The sequence below is a fragment of the Salinisphaera sp. genome (assembly GCF_035690525.1).
In the GTDB taxonomy this organism is placed as follows: domain Bacteria; phylum Pseudomonadota; class Gammaproteobacteria; order Nevskiales; family Salinisphaeraceae; genus Salinisphaera.
The window spans coordinates 1-19,232 of the sequence record NZ_DASSKM010000079.1 but is presented as its reverse complement, the minus strand read 5'-3'; the positions used below and the strand labels follow the sequence as shown (position 1 = coordinate 19,232).

The window sequence follows — 19,232 nt, the reverse complement described above, 5'->3', positions numbered from 1 at the left end:
AGGAAACCAAACCATGAGCGATACACTACGTTTCGGCGTCATCGGCGCCGGCTTCATGGGCAAGGCGCACGCGCTGGCCATCCACTCGGTCGGCGCCGTGTTCGGGCTCGACGCGCGCCCGGTCGCCGACATGATCGCGACCAGCTCGGACGCCTCGGCGGCGCGGGCGGCGAAACGTCTAGGCTTTGCCCGCCATACCGGCGATTGGCGAAAACTCGTGAGCGATCCCGATCTGGATGTGGTCACGGTATGCGCGCCCTTGCCGCACCGGGAGATGGTTCTCGAGGCTATCGCTCACGGCAAGCATGTGCTGTGCGAAAAGCCGCTGGCGACGACCACAGATGAAGCCATGGAAATGCAGGCGGCCGCCGAAGCCGCCGGCGTTGTCGCGATGGTCGGTTTCAACTACCCGAAGACCCCGGCCTCGCAGTTCGCGCGCGCACTGATCGCCGACGGCACGTTGGGCGAGATCGTGTCGTTCCGCGGTGTGCACGTCGAGGATTTCCTGGCCGATCCGGATCTGCCGATCGACTGGCGCATGAAGCGCGACCAGGCCGGTGAAGCCGGCGCGTTGGGCGATCTCGGCAGCCACTGCATCGGCATGTCGCACTGGCTGCTCGGGCCGGCCCTGGAGGTCATGGCCGAGACGCGCATCATCCATCGCGAACGCCCCGAGGCGGAGACGGGCCGGCGCGTAGCGGTCGAAAACGACGACCAGGCCGAACTGCTGGTGCGCTTTGCAAACGGCGTGACCGGCTCGCTGTATGTCTCGCGCGTGGCGACGGGCCATAAGATGGGTTTGTCCTACGAGGTGGTCGGCACCGAAGGCACACTCGTGTTCGATCAAGAACGCCTGAGCGAACTACAGCTCTATCTGCGCTCGGACGATGCTCGGCTGTCCGGTTTTCGGCGTGTTCCTATCGGGCCCAGCCATCCGGACTACGGCGACTTCTGCCCCGCGCCCGGCCACGGCACCGGTTACAACGACACGGTCACGGTGGAAATACGAGATCTGATCGCCGCGATTACCGGAGGCAAACCGGACCTGTGGCCGAATTTCGCCGACGCCGTGTACGTGCACCGCGTTATCGATGCAGCCCTGACCTCCGTCAAGACAGGGCGCTGGGCAGCGGTCGATTGATCACGCACATGCGACCAGCTATAGCATTTTGCACTTTTAGCGAACAGTCATAACCATTTTCTGACAAAAGAACACAGCCTGAACATCCGCCGGAAAGCTGATTTAAAGCTGATTTGACGCTTATTCAATCTGCGTAAATCTGCGTTCATCTGCGGATAAATAACTTTAAAAAGGTGGAAATTGCTCTAGCGACGGGAGCGCAGGAAGGCGGCGAGCGGCGGTGAGTGCAGCGCCCGGCCCCCGCGTTCGAGCCATTCCTGTAGATCGGGCCGTCTGGGCCATACGCCGCCCAGGGCCAGCAAAATGACAATGGCCGCTATCCCAAACACGCCAATACCGAGCGTCGCCCATAGCGACAAGCGCAGGCTATCGCCCAGGGGAGGCGCAAGCGCGACCGCCAGACTCAGCAGTACCGGGCCGACGAGAAAAGCGGCTTCCGCACGCAGCAGCTCGACCAGCGCGAATGTCCGGCCCAGCTTGGTCGAGAATACGCTCATGCCGGCCATGAACAATCCCGGCGCCACCGCCGATCCGGAGCCGTAACCGAGCAATGCGGCGGCGATGGGGACAAGAAACGGAGCCCTGGCGGGGGTGAGCGGAATCAGCAAGGCAGCGCCGGCGATAATGGCGGCCAAGCCCGACAGCGCCAGCGCCGGCAGCCCCCGGGTCGCCAACATATGCCGGAACAGGTAGGCGGCGACGATGAGCCCGAGAAACTCCGGCAAGAACAGCAGGCCGGTCATGAACGGATCGTAATGCGCCACGCGGGTGAGATAAGCGATCGTCAGTTCCAGCAGCGTTACCGACGTCGCCCCGCCCACCATGGCGGCCAGGATGCCGCATACGGGAAAAGTGCTGAACAGCGGGCCGACGGGGATGAACGCCTGCCGCTTGCGATACTGCATGACGATCAACGCCCCCAGCGCCGCCAGGCCGAGCACCACGGGCGCAATGAATCCCGGCGACATGAAGGAGGAGACGCCCAGCCAGGTCACGCCGAAGAACGGCAGCGCGGTGGCGGCGATCGCCAGCGGGAAGGCCAGCCAATCGATCGGCTGGCCCGGATCGTCGCCGGGCTGTAGCTCCAGGGTGGCCAGCGCCAGAGCAAAGCCGCCGATGCCAAGGACGGCGAGCCCGGCAAACAACGCCCGCCAAGCCTCGAAATGGGCGACCAGTCCGCCCACGAACGGGCCCACAGTGACAGCGCCGAACAAGCCGATGTTGACCCAGATCGCCGTCACCGGCAGCTTGGCGGCGGGAAAGTTGGTCACCAGCGGCGGCAGGGCGGACACCAGCAGCAGGCCCGTCCCTAGCCCCTGTAGAATCCGGCCGAGCACGAACGCCGCGGGCCCGGGCGCGAATAGCGCCAGAATCGAGCCGACGATGAATATCGCCTCGTAAATGATGAACAGCCGCCGCTGGGAAAATCGCTGCGCCAGATCCGCGGCCGCCACCGCGCCAAACGAATAGGCCGCGTTGGACAGGGCCTCGCCTAGCTGTGGAAAAAACTCGGACGTACCGAGCCCGTGGGCGATCCCCGGCAGCAACAGCGGGAACGCCGTGGTGAACACGATGTTCGGGCACAGCGCCAGCAGCGCAAGGATTACAGCGGCGCCATAGCTGCCCGCGAGCGGAGTAGGGATGCGAATAGCGCCACCTGCAAGGCCGGAAAAGGTAGGTTCGCTTTCACGATACTTGCAAGCTACATAACCATCGGTACCCGGTCAATTGTGCGCTAAATGTAGAGTTGGAAAGGTTTTCATTGAAAGCGCAGGTTCTAGCCGATCGATTCACGTACCCGGGCCGAAAAATCGATTTCGCGATTTTCGCGCGCACTTTCATAGATGCAGGCGAGCAACAGGTTCAACGCGCAGGCGTCGTCGACGTCGACCGGCGGCTCGCCGCCGTCTTGTAGCGCGTCGATGAACAGCCGGTCCTCTTTCACGTAGCCGCCTTTCTCGGCAAAAGGGATATGCGTGTAATCCTCGGTATGGACGGTCTGATCAAGCTCGAGCGCGTAGCGCACCCGTTCCAGCTCTTCGGTCATCGCGGTGGCGTAACGGCCATAGATCTCGACCCGCTCAAAGGGAAAGCTCCAGCCCGAATGCGCCGATGAACTGAGCGTGGCCACGGTGCCGGATTCGAACGTGAACAGCATCGAGAAATCGTCGAATTCGGCGTCGGAGATCGCGCTGCGCGCCGCACATCGCAAAGTCGCTATCGACCCGAACAAATAGGTCAACAAGTCGATCTGATGAATCGTGGTCTCGTAGAGGAAGCCGCCGGTCTTGCTCGGGTCGGCGGTCCAGGCTGGGCGCAGCAGCTCGCCGCGATTGAGCTTGAGCTGCGCGCTGTACGGCGCTAGCTCGCCGGACTCGATCAACCGCTTGAGCTTGTCGTGGGTATACGCATAGCGGCGGTTCATGCCGAGGTTGTAGCTGCCGGTCGAGGCGAGCGCGGCCTCGCGGATGCGATCCCCGCCGGCGAGATCGGTCGCCATCGGTTTCTCGCAGAACACGTTGCGCCCCTCGTTCAGGCTCGCCACGACGGGGTCGACATGGGTGGTGTTCGGCGTCGTGATATAGACCGTGTCTACTTCCATTCGGAATAGATCTTCCAGTGTCGTACCGGTGCGCGCATCGCCGATCCGCTCGGCCAGACGCGCGGCGTTGGCTTCCACCATATCGGCCACGCCGACCAGTTCGACCCGCTCGTCGCCGGCCAGGATATCGGCGTGTACCGATGCGATGTATCCGGCACCGAAGATGCCGACTCGGGTTTTTGCCATGATCGAAATACCTTGTTTGGAAGCGCGTGGGCAGATCGGCCAAGAACCTCTTTCGGGGCCGCACGTTGCCCGGGGGTCATCGAAACAGTAATGGAAAATAAATTCCATAATACTAAATGATGAAATAATTGGTTTGACCGGCATGGAGGGCCGGCGTAGCGTCCGGATGTGTTGAGTCAGCCGATAAGCATCGGCATCGAGCACGCGCCGGAGCCGCCGCAATGGACGAGATATGCGCAGGCACGAGAAGTCACGTTACCTGCGGCTGCGGCGGTCATGGCGTGCGGCCCGGGACCCGTCATTCACGAAAATGATCCCTCGGTCTCCCGGCGCCCGTCCTGCTCTGCACCCACTTCCGGATAAGGCGTATTGTCCGCCTTGGAGGATATGTACGTGAGCCCCCATACCGGCGCATCTTCAGGCCATACGGGTCTGCCGCCCGAGCAACCCGGCACGCACACCAGAAGATTGGGGATGATCGCGTTCGTCGCGACTTTTGGCGGACTGCTGTTCGGTTACGACACCGGTGTCATCAACGGGGCGGTGGATCCGATGAAGGCGGATCTGGGCCTCACCCCGATAACGCAGGGCTTCGTGGTCAGCATCCTCATTTTCGGCGCCGCTGTCGGCGCCGCCGTCGGCGGCAAGTTGTCCGACCGATATGGTCGCCGCCACAACATACGCATGCTGTCGGTCATCTTTATCGTGGGCACGATCGGCGAGGCGCTCTCGCCGAGCTGGCAGATACTGGCGCTGTTTCGCTTCATTCTCGGGCTTGCGGTCGGTGGCGCCTCCACCACCGTTCCGGTCTACCTGGCGGAAGTCTCTCCTACCGAGAGGCGCGGCAGCCTGGTGACGCGCAACGAGATCATGATTGTCTCGGGCCAGTTCGCCGCCTTCATCATCAACGCCGTCATAATCAACATCTGGGGCGATTATCCGGGCATATGGCGCTATATGCTCGTGATAGCGGTACTCCCAGCGTTCGCCCTGCTGATCGGGATGCTGCGCGTACCGGAGAGTCCGCGGTGGTTATCCGGCCAGGGCCGACGCCAGGATGCGTTGACCGTGCTCAAGCGGATCCGTTCGGCCAAGCGCGCCGAAGCCGAGATGGCCGAAGTTGATAAGCTCGTTGAAGAAGAGCGGGAAGCCCGGACCGGCGGCTGGTCGGATCTCGCCGTGCCCTGGGTCCGCTGGCTTGTCGTCATCGGCGCCATACTGGGGATATTCCAGCAGTTCACCGGTATCAACGCGATCATGTACTACGGCACCCAACTGCTGGAACACACGGGGTTTTCAAGTGACGGGGCGGTGATCGCCAATACGCTCAACGGCCTGTTCAGCGTGCTGGGGATTACCGTGGGCACGCTACTGATCAACAAAATCGATCGACGCACGATGTTGGTTGGCGGTTTTTTCCTGATCGCCTTTTTCCATGTCCTCGTCGGCTTGTCGGCGATATTGATACCCGACGTGGCCATCAAACCCTATGTCGTGCTGTTTTTCGTGGTCGCGTTCGTGTTCTCCATGCAGGGCACGCTCGGCCCGCTCGTCTGGCTGATGCTCTCCGAAATGTTCCCCTTGAAGATACGCAGCTTCAGCATGGGGGTATGCGTATTCGTGCTGTGGCTGGCCAACGCCGGCGTGGCCTTCGGGTTCCCGCCGGTGGTCACCGCTTTGGGGATCGGGCCGACTTTCTTCATTTTCGCGGCTATTTCCGTGCTGGGGATGGTATTCACGTTCACCATGGTCCCGGAAACCCGGGGTAAATCCCTGGAGGAGTTCGAAGAACAGATCCGCGATCGGTTCTCCGGGACTGCCGAACCGGAACGGAAAGCTTCGATTTGGTAGCGCTGCGGCAAAAATCATCGGGTCGCTACGCATTATTAGCCGAAAACCACGGTGGTAGCCGGCCGTGCCTATAAAAACGTACGGCGATCCGTTCGGTCGATCCGGGCGGGATCGCACCCTAGGCTCGTCGGGCCGCGGCGCATTCGACCAATGGACTAGCTCAAAAATTTCAAAAATACTTGCGGCGATATATATGTTCCATCATTGTCGTTGATAGAGCCGGTACGGCTGTTTTCCCGCCGTTGGCCACTCCGAACAGGAGTGCGCTGCCGGTGGCGGCGGTACGGTTTCACAAAAGCATCACAAAACGAGGAGATCCAACATGCGACTATTCACGAAGCACCGCTTGCGCCTGATCGCGGCCGCGCTGGTTATCGGCTTTAGCGCGACTTGCGCGAGTGCCGCCGATCTGACGTCCGAGCACTACAAGATCGCGCTCGTAACCCACGCTCAGGCCGGCGATACATTCTGGGATCTGGTGCGCAAGGGCGCGGAAGCAGCGGCGAAGAAGGACAACGTCGACCTGATCTATCTGCACGGCGCTTCGCCGGCCAAACAGGCGGCCAAGCTCAAGAACGTCATCACCCAGCACGTCGACGGCATCGCGCTCACGCTCGCGTTTCCCGACGCGATGAGGCCGCTGGTCGAGCAGGCGCTGGACGCCGGTATTCCGGTGGTGGGCGTCAATTCCGGCTTCGACGCCTGGAAATCGATGGGGATTCCCATGTATGTCGGTCAGGATGAAGTGCTGGCCGGCCGGGCGATCGGCAAGCGGCTCAACAAGGAGGGCGCGAAGAAGGAACTCTGCGTCAACCAGCAGCAGGGCGCGGTGCAGTTGGCCGCTCGCTGTAAGGGCATCGCAGACACGTTCAAGGGCGAGTCCGAAACGTTGTATCTGGAAGGCTATGACATGAGCAAGGCGCGTTCGCGCATCATGGCCAAGCTTATGCAAGACCCGGAAATCGACACCGTCGTGACGCTGGGCGCGCCGTTCGCGCCGGTCGCCGTCGCTGCGGCCAAGAGGGCCGGCAGCGACGCCAAGATCGTGACCTTCGATCTCAATCCGCGCACCGCGCAGTTGATCAAGGACGGCAAGATCGCCTGGGCGGTCGACCAACAGCCCTGGTTGCAGGGTTACGAAGCCGTCGATCTGCTCTGGCTGAACCTGACCAACGGCGACACGCTCGGCGGCGGCGAAGCCGTACTGACCGGTCCGTCTTTCGTGACGCAGGACAACATCGACCAGATCATCAAGTACGTGAAGCGCGGCACCCGATAACCCGCAAGGCAGGCTCGCGAACCCGGCGGCTCCGGCCGCCGGGTTGCTCTTGCGCAATATCGACAAAACGCATCAAGCGAGTTGAGGGCCCGGCATAAATGAATCGCGTAGCTTATCGGCAGTATTGGCGTCATTTGCGTCAAACCGCCGATCGATAATTTCGTCCAGGCGCCTAATCTGCACAGGCTGGCCGAGTCGAAAAAAGCCCCATTTTCAAGCTGATAAACAACTTGACGGTTCTGTTCCTGAACCAACGAGGAAAAAATGACGCGAATCGCCTTGTTCGGCGCTGGGCGAATGGGCCGGGTCCATGCGCAGTCTATTCTTACAGCCGGCGCCGAGGTCACCGTCGTATACGATAAATTACGTGACAACGCTGAAAAATTGGCGCTGAACCATGCGGCGACTGTTGCCAGCACGCCCGAAGAAGCTTTATCGAGACAAGATGTGGATGCGGTTGTCATCGCCACACCGTCAGATACCCATAAGGACTTGATTGTAAACGCGGTGCGTGCGGGTAAACCGGTGCTTTGCGAAAAGCCACTGGCTTCGAGTCTCGCCGAGACCGAAGACTGTATTGCCGCGATCGGCGAAAAGGCCGCCCGCAAAGTATATTTAGGCTTCAACCGCCGCCGCGACCGTGGCCATGAAGCGCTGTGTAACGCGGTGCATGCTGGAGAAATCGGCCAGATTGAGCAGCTGATCATTACCAGCCGCGATCCGGCGCCGCCCCCGCCGGACTACATCCTCCATTCCGGGGGGATTTTCCGCGATATGACGATTCATGATTTTGATATGGCTCGCTCGATTGTCGGAGAAGAATTTACCCGTGTGACGGCGACCGGCTCATGCATTGTCGATCCGAGGATCGGCGAACTGGGAGATATCGACAGCGCCACGGTCGTTCTAGAGACGCAAAGCGGAGTTCTGGTCACGATCATTAATTCGCGGCACAGCGCATTCGGATTTGACCAGCGCATTGAAGCTTTCGGCGATCGCGGCATGCTTATTTCCGATAATCCACGGCAGTCGGGCGTGCGGAGTTTTACATCTGCACATCCCGGAACGCCGGCGCCGATCCTCGAATTTTTCATGGAGCGCTATGGCCCAAGTTATACCGCGGAAATCAAAACATTCATCGAATGTGTGAATGCTTCTGAAGACATGCCCGTCAATGCGATAGACGGTTTGATGGCGGTGTATCTTGCCGAGGCGGCTACGGCATCCTTGGAAAAGCGATCGAGCGTGAATCTGGCGAACGGCAGATTCAAAAACCGAGGAGTCGACAATGAATCATGAGCACACGCGAGCGGTCGTCACCGGCGGCGCGCAGGGCGTCGGTTTCGCCATCGCCGAGCAGCTGATTGATGAAGGCTGTCGTCATATCGTGTTGGCGGGGCGCGACATCGCAAAAGGCGCGAGAGCGGTGGAGAAGCTGTCGCGTGATGACCGAGTGGTTCATTTTGAGCCCATTGATCTGAGAAACGTGGATGCCTGCACCCGATTGATCGAGACCGCTATAGAAAAGCTCGGTTACCTCAATGGACTGGTGAACGCCGCCGCGCTTGGTGCCCGAGGGACATTGCTCGATACCTCTGTCGAGCTATGGGATGCCATGTTCGAAACCAATGCGCGCGCGCCTTTCTTTCTCATGCAGCGATTCGTACAGCACCGCAAGGACAGCGGCGGCGGCGGCTCAATTGTCAATATTCTTTCGCAAAACGTGCATTGTGGACAATCTTATTTAACAAGCTATTCGGCATCAAAGGGAGCGCTCGCGACGTTAACCAAGAATGTTGCAAATGCCCATCGATTCGACCGGATACGCTGCAACGCGATACTACCGGGCTGGATGGACACCCCCGGTGAAGATGCCACGCAGCGCATGTACCACGGCGCAACCGATGGTTGGCTCGAGCGCGCAGAGCAGAAACAGCCAATGGGCCAACTGGCCAAACCCGCTCAGCTTGCCGGACTGGCGAGCTACATGCTTAACGAGCAATCAGGCGTCATGACGGGCGCTATAGTCGATTACGACCAGAACGTGCCTGGATCGTATCCTGAATGAATGCATACATAGCCGATCCGGCGGTAACTCAAGGAACTTGAAATTAGCGCCAAGAGTGCATTTCAACTCTCGGTTGTCGCCTGGAACCTCCCGCTGAATGCCAGTCGTCGTTCATTCGACCATTGGCTAATTCTAAAAATTCCAAAAATAATTGAAACGGTATATTTATTCCATTATTGTCATGGTCAAGGGTGGACGCGCCTATTCAGCGACGCATCCAGCCTCGATCAAAAATACGACTCTGGTTCCCACCGAGGTCCGGCAATAAAACAAAAGCGCCACAAAGAGGAGATCCGGCATGCGACTACTCGAAACTGGACGGCGATATACCAAACTGCTCACGGCAGCGTTGATCCTCTGTCTGGCGGCGGCCGGCTCAATCGGAGTTGCGTTCGCGGCGGACCTAAACAGTAAGCATTATAAGTTCGCATTTATTACACACTCGGGGCCTAGCAATACTTTCTGGGATCAGGCACGAAAGGGGGCGGAAGCAGCGGCGGAAAAGGACAACGTCGACCTGATCTATCTGCACGGCGACTCGCCGGCCAAACAGGCGGCCAAGCTCAAGAACGTCAACACCCAGCACGTCGACGGTATTGCGCTCACGCTTGCGTTTCCTGAAGCGATGCGCCCGCTGGTCGCGCAGGCGTTGGACGCCGGTATTCCGGTGGTCGGCGTCAATTCCGGCTTCGATTCCTGGAAGTCGATGAATATCCCGATGTACGTGGGTCAAGACGAAACGCTGGCCGGCCAGGCGATCGGTAAACGGCTCAACAAGGAGGGCGCGAAGAAAGCGCTTTGCGTGAACCATCAGCAGGGGGCGGTGCAGTTGGCCGCTCGCTGTAAGGGCATCGCCGATACGTTCAAGGGCGAGACCGAAACGCTCTATCTCAACGGCTTCGATATGAGTCAGGCGCGTGCGCGCATCATGGCCAAGCTCATGCAAGACCCGAAAATCGATGCGATCGTGACGTTGGGCGCGCAGTTCGCCCCGGTCGCCGTCGATGCGGCCAAGAGGGCCGGCAGCGACGCCAAGATCGTGACCTTCGATCTCAATCCGCGTACCGCGCAGTTGATCAAGGACGGCAAGATCGCTTGGGCGGTCGACCAACAGCCCTGGCTGCAAGGCTATGAGGCCATCGATCTGCTCTGGCTGAACCTGACCAACGGCGACACGCTCGGCGGCGGCAAGGCCGTGCTCACCGGCCCGGCGTTCGTGACCCAGGACAATATCGATCAGATTATCAAGTACGTAAAGCGCGGCACCCGATAACTCGCAAAGCAGGCTTGTGAACCCGACGGCTGGAGCCGCCGGGACACTCCCGGAGGATTAACCGATGGCAACTACTACGGACGACGCAGGGCAAACCATACCGGCGCCCGGTGCCCCCGGCGCGGCGCCGAACAAACCCAAGCAACGCGTCTCGCGGGAGCCGGCCTGGAAGAAGATCCTCAAGCGGCCGGAAGCGGGGGCGCTGGGCGGCGCTATCCTCGTGTTCGTCCTGTTCTGTATCGTGGCGCCGCCGTTCCGCACCTTGCCGGCATTCTCGACGGTGCTCTACCAGGCCGCGATTCTCGGTATTCCCGCGGTCGGCGTATCGCTGCTGATGATCGGCGGGGAGTTCGATCTGACCGCCGGTGTGGCGGTCGTTAGTTCCTCGCTGGCCGCCTCGATGTTCGCGACCTACATCGGCGGCAACATCTGGACCGGGGTGGCCTTTGCCCTGGTGCTTTCGTTGGCGCTGGGCGCATTGAACGGCTGGCTGCTGATCAAGACCAAGCTGCACAGTTTTCTGGTCACGCTATCGACATTCTTGATGCTGCAGGGCCTGAATATCGCCCTGACCAAGCTGATCACCGGCGGTGTCGCCACCGGCGATATCGCCTCGATGCCGGGTTTCGACTCGGCGCATGCGGTGTTCGCCTCGAGTATCGAGATCGGCAATTTCAACATCAGCGTGGCGATCATCTACTGGATCATATTGGTGTTGTTCGCGACCTGGCTGTTGCTGCGCACCCGCGTGGGCAACTGGATTTTCGCCGTCGGCGGCGACCGGGATGCGGCCCGCGCGGTCGGCGTGCCGGTACGCGGCATGAAGATCGCGCTGTTCATGGGCGTGGGTTTCTGTGTGTGGTTTCTCGCGATGCATATGCTGTTCGCCTATAACACGGTGCAGTCCGGCGCCGGCGTGGGCAACGAGCTGCTGTATATCGCGGCCGCGGTGGTTGGAGGCTGCCTGCTGACCGGCGGCTACGGTTCGGCCGTGGGTTCCGCGCTCGGGGCCTTCATCTTCGGCATGACCACCGAAGGCGTGATCTACGCCGGCTGGGATTCCGACTGGTTCATGTTCTTTGTCGGCGCGATGCTGTTGATGGCCACGGTCGTCAATACGTGGATTCGCACCCGCGCTTCACAGGGGAAATAAGATGACCGACGATACCGCCATCATCGAACTCGAAGGCGTCGGCAAGAACTACGGCAACGTGCATGCGCTGTCCGACGTCAGTCTCAAGGTTCGCCAGGGCGAGGTAACCTGCATCCTCGGCGACAACGGCGCCGGCAAATCGACGCTGATCAGCGTGGTTGCCGGGCTGACGCACCATTCGGCCGGCGAGTACCGAGTCGACGGCAAGCCGGTGAAGTTCGGCTCGCCGCGCGAGGCGCTGGATCTGGGCATCGCCGCGGTTTACCAGAGCCTGGCCCTGGTGCCGCTGATGCCGGTCTGGCGGAATTTCTTCCTCGGCTCGGAGATGACCCGCGGCCGTTGGCCCTTCCGGCGTCTCGACCGGACGGCGATGTACGACGAGACCGACGACGCACTGCGCCGGATGGGCATCGAACTGGCGGACCTGGAACAGCACGTCGGCACGCTCTCCGGCGGGCAAAAACAGGTGGTCGCGATCGCCCGCGCGATTCATTTCGGCGCTCGTGTGCTGATTCTGGACGAACCGACCGCAGCGCTCGGCGTGCACCAGTCCGGTCTGGTGCTCAAGTACATCGCCTCGGCCGCGCGCGAGCACGGCGTAGGCGTGATCTTCATCACCCACAATCCGCACCACGCCTATCTCGTGGGCGATCACTTCACGGTGCTCAGCCGCGGCGAAATGGATCTGGACGCCGCAAGGGCGGATCTATCGCTGGACGATCTGATCTTCCAGATGGCGGGAGGGGCCGGGCTCGATGCCCTTGAGCATGAAATGCAGCGTTGATGTCTTACGAGGGCGCCTCCGGGCGCCCTTTTCGGTTGGCGCGGGATCTGAATCCTGAGGTGTTTTTGAGGTGATTTCGCGTTGTCGCGGACCCGGCTTGGCTCGAATAATCGAAAGACCTTAATCGATTCGCACCAAACGAAGAGGAGAAAGCCATGCTGGCACAAGACAACCCCAATCGAACGACCCCGGCCGAGCGCGTCTGGCTGCACGCGAAGGACTGCCGACTCGAGGATTTCGTCGCGAGCCTCGATCGCACGACGCGGCCCGAGGACTATCCGCTGGCGACACGCATTGAACAGAACGTGCCGATCTACGACGGTCGCCACGTGGCGGATTTGAGCGCCGAAGCCCGCGCCGATCTGCAGGCCGAACTGGCCGAAGCGATGCTCGACGGCCCCGGAATCGTCGTGTTCGCCGGGGCCTTCGACGACCACAGCATCCAAGAGACCACCGCCCGCTTTCAGGAGATGATCGCCGAGCAGCACGCCGCGGGCGTGGCCGGGGGCGACCATTTCGCCAAACCGGGCGCCAACGACCGCGTCTGGCGCGTGCAGCAAAAACTCGCCGCGCGCGATCCGGCGGCTTATGTCGATTATTACGCCAATCCGGTGCTTGAGCTCATCAGCGAAGCCTGGCTCGGGCCGATGTATCAGGTCACCTCCGATTTGAACGTGGTCAATCCGGGCGGCGACGCCCAGAGCGCGCATCGCGACTATCATCTCGGTTTCATGGCGACCGAGCAGGCCGAGCGCTTCCCGGCGCACATCCATCGCTTCGCCTCGCAGCTCACGCTCCAGGGCGCGGTCGCGCACTGCGACATGCCGGTCGAATCCGGCCCGACGCTGTATCTGCCGTATTCCCAGCGCTACGAGCTCGGCTTTTTGGCCACCGGCCGGCCCGAGTTCCAGCGCTACTTCACTGAACACCATGTCCAGCTACCGCTGAAGGCCGGCGATGCGGTGTTCTTCAATCCGGCGTTGTTCCACGCGGCGGGCGGCAATTGTTCGGCCGATATCCGCCGGATGGCGAACCTGCTACAGATTTCCTCGGCTTTCGGCCGTGCGATGGGCATTCTCGACCGGGCGCGGATGTGCCGGGCGATCTACGGCGAACTGCGCCGGCGCGAAAGCGAGCCGGATACGATCGTGCGCGCGGCCAAGGCCACCGCCGAGGACTACGGTTTTCCCACCAATCTCGACCGCGACCAGCCGACCGCCGGCTTGGCGCCCGAAACCCAATGCGAGCTGCTGATCCGGGCGGTCGAGGAACAGCTCGACGCGGCCACGTTCGAGGCCCAGCTTGCCGCGCAGCTCGAACGCCGGCAGGTCGATTAGCCGCCCGTGGCGCACCGTTTCACCGTCAAGCAGATCGCCGCCCAGGCGGGCGTGAGTGCGGCGACGGTGGATCGGGCGCGCCACGGGCGTGAGCACGTACATGAGCAGACGCGGCGCCGGGTCGACGCCGCGATCCGCGAACTCGAGGAACAGGCCGCCGCCGGTATTCCCGCCGGCCTCGGCCTAACTTTCGATGTGCTGCTGAACAGCCCCGAGCGGTTCAGCCAGGCGGTGCGCCGCGCATTTGTGGCCGCGGCCGCCGACATGGCGCCGCTTCGTATCGCGCCGCGTTTTCATACTGACGAGCGGATGAGGCCGGCGCGCATCGCCGATCGCCTGCGCGCATTCGAACGCCGGGCCACCCACGGGGTGGTGCTCAAAGCCCCCGAACATCCGGCTATCGTCGCGGCTATCGAATCGCTGACCGCACGCGGCGTGCCGGTCGTGACCTTTGCCACGGACATCCGCTGCGGCAGCCGCATCGCGTATGTCGGCATCGACAACACGGCGGCCGGCCGGACCGCCGCCTTCCTGCTGTCACGCTTCCTCGGCGAATCGGGCGGGGTGGTGCTAGCGAATCTGGGCAGCCGGGATTTTCACGGTGAGAACGACCGCTGGCGCGGCTTTGCCGATTTCATGGCCGCGCGTTGCCCGCGCGTCGAGGTGGTCCCCACCGACGGCGGTTACGGCCTTGAGCATGCCACCTACGAACGCGCCCGGGCCGAGCGTGCGAAGCGCGGCGCGATCGCCGGTATCTATAGCATGGGCGGCGGCAATCGCGGGTTACTGCGCGCGCTGGACGAGGCCGGCGATCGCGAGGTCGCCTTTGTCGGCCACGATCTCGACGACGAGAACCGCGGCTTGCTGCGGGCGGGGCGCATCGATGCGGTCGTCGATCACGATTTGCAGGCCGACGCCGCCCGGGCGATCCGGCATCTGCTGTGTTTCCGCCGGCACGGCCGGGCCGCCGAGCACGGCGCCAGCCGCGCGGTGATCGTCACTCCGTGGAATATATGATGCCGGCCGGCCGTTATTAGTGTGGCAACAAAACAGCCGAAAGATCGGCTGTTTTCAACGCGGCTTGACGCCGCGGCGGCCCGCTTGCGCGGTCCGCTTTATTAAGCCGATGGTCGTTCATCTATTTTGATGCCGGCTTAATAACACGAGAAGAGCGCGATGAGCGGCCGGTTGCCCCGGCGAAAGATAGGCGCCGGCCGGGCTCGAATGGAATGGTTATTTGATTTGTGGTGCGTTTGTTTCAGAAAATGCACATCGTCGAGGCGCGCAACGACGCGGCATTTAAGAAAATCAAGTAAGAAAACAAGACGAGGATCCAGACGACCCATGACTGAAGAGGCACCGGAAACGCCGTCCGAATTGCAGCGCCGCATACTCGCGGAATACAAGAATCTGAGCAAGCGATTGCAGCAGATTGCCCAGTTCGCGGTCGATCACCCCAACGACATGGCGCTGGAAACCACCGCGGTGATCGCCGAGCGGGCCCGGGTGCAGCCCTCGGCGATCATCCGTTTCGCCAAGGCGTTCGGCTACTCCGGTTTTTCCGAACTGCAACGGGTGTACCAAGCCCGGCTGGCCGAGACCGCGTCGAGCTACAGCGAACGCCTGCGCCGCCTGCGCCGTGAAGAGGAAAGCGATACCCAGGCGCTGACCCCGCACGGCGTGCTGCGCCAATTTTGCCAGGCCAATCGCATGGCGCTCGACCATCTGGCCGATGAAGTGGACGCCGAGCGCCTGGCGGCGGCGGCCCGGGTCATGGCCGGGGCGCAATGCATCTATCTATGCGCGCATCGCCGTTCGTTCCCGGTGGTCACTTATATGGCCTACGCCCTGAGCCAGATTCAGGCCAACGCCTGCTTGCTCGACGGCCTGGGCGGCATGCTGCCCCAGCAGACCGCCCGCGTGCAGGCGGGCGATGTGCTATTCGCGGTGTCGTTTCATCCCTATGCCGAAGAAACGGCGGAAACGATCCGCCACGCGACCGAGCAGGGCACCCCGGTCGTGGTGCTCACCGACAGCCCGCTGAGCCCGGTTGCCGCCCATGCCACCGTTTGTCTCGAAGTGCACGACGCCGAGTTGCACAATTTCCGCTCGCTGACCGCGTCCATGTGCTTGGCGCAGGCGCTGACCGTAGCCGTGGGGTTGGCTTTGAACGACGAGGAGCCGGCGGCGTCGGGTTATTAATCTGGCAACAAAACAGCCGACGCGGCGGCTGTTTCTAGCGGCCGTTGGCCACGGCGAACGCACCGCGGGCGTGTTCATGCTTATTAAGCCGACATCGTTCCCGCCTTGGCCTTCTGATACCGTTTCGCGCTTGACCTGATCGACCGGCTGCGCGGATGGCCATTCTGTTCGGATTATTGGCCGCGCTGGCCTACGGCGCGAGCGATTTCGCCGCCGGCGTGATCGGCCGGCGGCTTGGGGCGGGCGTTGTGGCGCTTGCGGTCCATCTGCTGGCGTTGCTCGTCGCGATCGCCAGCGTGGCGCTCGGCGCTTCGCACGGCCCGACCACGCAAGCGCTCGCGTGGGGCGTCGCGGCCGGCGTGGGCAGTGCGACCGGTACGCTGGCGCTGTATCGCGGTTTCGTGGTGGGTCGCATCAGCGTCGTCGCGCCGCTCTCGGCCGTGGTGGCCGCGGCCGTACCCGTGCTGACCGGCCTCGCGCTGGGCGAACACTTGTCCGTGCTGGCCGGCGTGGGCCTGGTCGTGGCCATGCCCGCCATCGGCCTGGTGTCCTGGCAACGGGACCGGTCGCAAACCGCCAGCGCGCGCCCGGGCGTGGCCGAAGGTTTGGTCAGCGGCGCCGGCTTTGCGCTGTTGTTCATTGCGCTCGACCGGGCCGGCGCGGATGCCGGCTTTTGGCCGCTTGTGCCCGGGATGGCGCTGGGTAGCCTGCTGGTCCTGCCGTTTGCCCTGAAAGAGCCGCGCCCAGGCGGCATCAATGGCACCGCAATCGGCTTGCTGGTCGCCGCCGGGCTGTTCGGCGGCGGGGCCAACCTGTTGTTCCTGGCCGCGACCGGCCGCGGCCAGCTCTCGATCGTCGTCGTGCTAACCGCGCTCTACCCCGCCGTCACCATCCTGCTCGCCCGCGTGTTTCTCGGCGAACAGTGGAATAATGCCCAAGCCGCCGGCCTGGTCGCCGCGGCAATCGCCATCGTCTTGATTACGCTGGGTTGACTGAAAGCTGTCGGCGGGGGGTCAAATCAAGGAGGAACACGACATCCCGAACCTAATGCGCAAGGCGATGTCGATTGGCCTTCATTGCCCAATATGATGATCAGACGCGAAAATGCCCTCGATCGCGGTCATGATCGCGTACCGTTTACTCTACGTCAGCCGCCGCGCAAGAGGTGTGGCAAAACGTCGAAGCAGCCGAGCATAGCCCGAACTGGCGCGAAAACTGTCCCACCTTAGAATATAGCGATGTGCGAAAATCGCTGTGCTTGAAGCGGTCGGCGGTTGTAACGAGGCACAGGCAGCGCGCTGGTTCTGCTTCGAGCGTTTGTTACCCGCGCCGCACGGCTCGTTTTCCGGCATCCTTTCAAGCTGGACGGCGACTACTACGAAATCCTGAGGCCGTAGCCGAAGCGTTGGCGATCCGAAAGCCCGCTGGCGGCGACGATGTCGCTACGCATAGTAATCGATTTCATTCTAGAGAACGGCCGTTTTAAGGAGGCGGTTTCAAGGTCGAGGTGCAACAATTTTTTCGTAATGGGCTTTCATATCGAAATCATCGGGGATGAACAGCTCGGCGGGACATTTCCATCCGAGCGACTTGCGGATGCGCGTATTCAGTCGCCACGCGATGTCGTCCAGTTCATTCTGAGAGAAGACCGACAAATCGGCGCCCTTGGGCAAGTACTGGCGCAGCAGCCCATTGGTGTTCTCGTTGATCCCGCGTTGCCACGGGCTGTGCGGATCGGCGAAGTACACGGTCATACCGGTATTGCGGCTGAGCTGTTCATGCTGGGCCATCTCCTTGCCCTGGTCATACGTCAGGCTCAGCCGGCGCTGGGCATCGATCCGGTTGAGCACGCCGGAGAAACCGGCCACCGCCGCCTGGGCGCTGGCGTTATCGACCTTGACCAGACTGACGAACAGGCTCGTACGTTCGACCAGCGTGCCCACCGCCGAGGCATTGCGCGCCCCCTTGATCAGGTCGCCTTCCCAGTGGCCGGGTATGACGCGCTCATCGACCTCGGGCGGGCGCAGATGGATCGAGGTCATGTTCGGAATCCGGCCCCGGCGATCCGCACCTTGCGAGCGCGGCCGGCGGCGTGTGCGTCGCTGGCGCAGCAGGCCGATCAGCTCGCGGCGCAGCGCGCCGCGCGGCAGTGCATACAGCGCCGTGTAGATCGTCTCGTGAGACACTCGGGCGTGCTCGGAATGCATACGAACCAGCAGTGCCGAAACCTGTTCCGGAGAATGACCGGTCGACAACAACTCGACAACCCGGCCCCACAGCCAGGGGTCCGAGGTGAGCTTTCGGGGCCGCCGTGGCGTGGCCGCCAGCCGACGCGCGCGCTTTTGGGCGCTCGTTGCCCGATAGCCACCGGCCAGCGGAGGACGCCCACGGCGCCGCGGCCTGCGTGCCGGATTGCGCCAGCCGTTACGGGCCAGTTCCCGACTGACCGTGGCTGGGCTACGCGCCAGTGTGCGGGCGATCGCCCGCACACTGGCGCCTTGTTCCAGACGGACCTGGATCACCGCACGTTCTTCAACACTCAGATGCGTGTACGTTTTCTTCATGCAACACATTTCCTCTCATCGGGTGTTGCACTTCAAGTTTGAGACCGAGGGATTATAAACACGCCCGGTATCTCGACGAATGCGCTAGTTTGGCCTCCGCGCTCGAGATTTTCGGTGCCTTCGGCTCCGACAAGATCACAAAGCCGAACCACGCCAGTCACATCTCCGGAAAATCTATTTCTATCGCTTGGTCTCTTACATCGTTGGCGCTACCTGCACGGCAGCGAACATGCGCTCGGCGACCGCCCGCTGGATGCGATATTTCTTAGCTGCCTGCACGGCAGCGAACTATAACAAGCCGCCGGAAGGTGTTCGGCCTACTTTCTTAGCTGCCTGCACGGCAGCGAACTTGGCATCGGCGAAGAGATACCACTCGGTGTCTTTCTTAGCTGCCTGCACGGCAGCGAACGTAGTAGGTCATGACGTGATCCGGTGTGATGTTTTCTTAGCTGCCTGCACGGCAGCGAACCGCTCGCCGGATCCGTACACCGGGCCGTTGATTTTCTTAGCTGCCTGCACGGCAGCGAACAGCGGTTGCGCATACAGATACTGCGTCGCGATTTTCTTAGCTGCCTGCACGGCAGCGAACGGGCAGTCGCACAAGTACAGCGTTGACCAGGTTTTCTTAGCTGCCTGCACGGCAGCGAACCTGCATCGGTTGCAGATGGCGGCCAACGAGATTTTCTTAGCTGCCTGCACGGCAGCGAACAGGAACTTGCCCAGGTACAGCGATTCATAGACTTTCTTAGCTGCCTGCACGGCAGCGAACTTGCTGGGGCGCCAGATCGAGCG

The 19,232-nt window shown here is 62.0% G+C and carries 15 protein-coding genes and 1 CRISPR repeat array; of the genes, 12 read left to right on the top strand and 3 right to left on the bottom strand.

Going from position 1 to position 19,232, the window contains the following annotated elements; all coding sequences use genetic code 11:
- The first annotated feature begins 13 nt into the window (after nt 1-13).
- On the top strand, nt 14-1,141 hold the full coding sequence (locus VFJ08_RS05855; protein ID WP_324996124.1) for a Gfo/Idh/MocA family oxidoreductase: 1,128 nt from the start codon (nt 14-16) through the stop codon (nt 1,139-1,141).
- Nucleotides 1,142-1,326: 185 nt separating this feature from the next.
- On the opposite strand, the gene VFJ08_RS05850 is transcribed toward VFJ08_RS05855, so the two are convergent.
- Nucleotides 1,327-2,784 carry an MFS transporter gene (locus VFJ08_RS05850; RefSeq protein ID WP_349256958.1) on the bottom strand — a complete coding sequence of 486 codons (1,458 nt, stop codon included), beginning with the start codon at nt 2,782-2,784 and terminating at the stop codon, nt 1,327-1,329.
- A 134-nt stretch (nt 2,785-2,918) separates the two neighbouring features.
- Nucleotides 2,919-3,929 (bottom strand): Gfo/Idh/MocA family oxidoreductase, encoded by a 1,011-nt coding sequence (locus tag VFJ08_RS05845; RefSeq protein ID WP_324996123.1) that lies wholly within the window; start codon nt 3,927-3,929, stop codon nt 2,919-2,921.
- A gap of 387 nt (nt 3,930-4,316) precedes the next feature.
- Here VFJ08_RS05845 and VFJ08_RS05840 point away from each other — a divergent pair, with 387 nt between their 5' ends.
- The 11 genes from VFJ08_RS05840 (at nt 4,317) to VFJ08_RS05790 (ending at nt 16,868) form a co-directional block, all read left to right on the top strand.
- Nucleotides 4,317-5,780, top strand: a complete 1,464-nt coding sequence (locus tag VFJ08_RS05840; RefSeq protein WP_349256957.1) for a sugar porter family MFS transporter — start codon at nt 4,317-4,319, stop codon at nt 5,778-5,780.
- A 322-nt stretch (nt 5,781-6,102) separates the two neighbouring features.
- Nucleotides 6,103-7,059 (top strand): substrate-binding domain-containing protein, encoded by a 957-nt coding sequence (locus VFJ08_RS05835; RefSeq protein WP_324996119.1) that lies wholly within the window; start codon nt 6,103-6,105, stop codon nt 7,057-7,059.
- A gap of 264 nt (nt 7,060-7,323) precedes the next feature.
- A complete protein-coding gene (gene iolG / locus VFJ08_RS05830; RefSeq protein WP_324996117.1) occupies nt 7,324-8,358 on the top strand; it encodes an inositol 2-dehydrogenase in 1,035 nt (344 codons plus the stop codon).
- Nucleotides 8,348-9,127, top strand: a complete 780-nt coding sequence (locus VFJ08_RS05825; RefSeq protein WP_324996115.1) for an SDR family oxidoreductase — start codon at nt 8,348-8,350, stop codon at nt 9,125-9,127. Before iolG ends, VFJ08_RS05825 begins: the two co-directional genes overlap by 11 nt.
- 298 nt (nt 9,128-9,425) lie before the next feature.
- Nucleotides 9,426-10,400, top strand: a complete 975-nt coding sequence (locus VFJ08_RS05820; RefSeq protein WP_324996113.1) for a sugar ABC transporter substrate-binding protein — start codon at nt 9,426-9,428, stop codon at nt 10,398-10,400.
- A gap of 64 nt (nt 10,401-10,464) precedes the next feature.
- The gene (locus VFJ08_RS05815) at nt 10,465-11,553 is read left to right on the top strand and encodes an ABC transporter permease (protein WP_324996111.1); all 1,089 of its coding nucleotides are present in this window, start codon (nt 10,465-10,467) and stop codon (nt 11,551-11,553) included.
- A gap of 1 nt (nt 11,554) precedes the next feature.
- On the top strand, nt 11,555-12,337 hold the full coding sequence (locus tag VFJ08_RS05810) for an ATP-binding cassette domain-containing protein (protein ID WP_324996109.1): 783 nt from the start codon (nt 11,555-11,557) through the stop codon (nt 12,335-12,337).
- A 155-nt stretch (nt 12,338-12,492) separates the two neighbouring features.
- Nucleotides 12,493-13,674 (top strand): phytanoyl-CoA dioxygenase family protein, encoded by a 1,182-nt coding sequence (locus tag VFJ08_RS05805; RefSeq protein WP_324996107.1) that lies wholly within the window; start codon nt 12,493-12,495, stop codon nt 13,672-13,674.
- Nucleotides 13,675-13,680: 6 nt separating this feature from the next.
- Complete coding sequence (locus VFJ08_RS05800) at nt 13,681-14,691, top strand: LacI family DNA-binding transcriptional regulator (protein ID WP_324996105.1); 1,011 nt, start codon at nt 13,681-13,683, stop codon at nt 14,689-14,691.
- Between the two features lie 327 nt (nt 14,692-15,018).
- A complete protein-coding gene (locus tag VFJ08_RS05795; RefSeq protein ID WP_324996103.1) occupies nt 15,019-15,876 on the top strand; it encodes a MurR/RpiR family transcriptional regulator in 858 nt (285 codons plus the stop codon).
- Nucleotides 15,877-16,031: 155 nt separating this feature from the next.
- Nucleotides 16,032-16,868, top strand: a complete 837-nt coding sequence (locus tag VFJ08_RS05790) for a DMT family transporter (protein WP_324996101.1) — start codon at nt 16,032-16,034, stop codon at nt 16,866-16,868.
- 504 nt (nt 16,869-17,372) lie between these two features.
- Here the strand turns inward: VFJ08_RS05790 and VFJ08_RS05785 are convergent.
- Nucleotides 17,373-18,440 carry an IS30 family transposase gene (locus VFJ08_RS05785; protein WP_324996099.1) on the bottom strand — a complete coding sequence of 356 codons (1,068 nt, stop codon included), beginning with the start codon at nt 18,438-18,440 and terminating at the stop codon, nt 17,373-17,375.
- A 260-nt stretch (nt 18,441-18,700) separates the two neighbouring features.
- A CRISPR array of direct repeats spans nt 18,701-19,209; the repeat unit is 29 nt; unit sequence TTTTCTTAGCTGCCTGCACGGCAGCGAAC.
- Nucleotides 19,210-19,232: the final 23 nt, after the last annotated feature.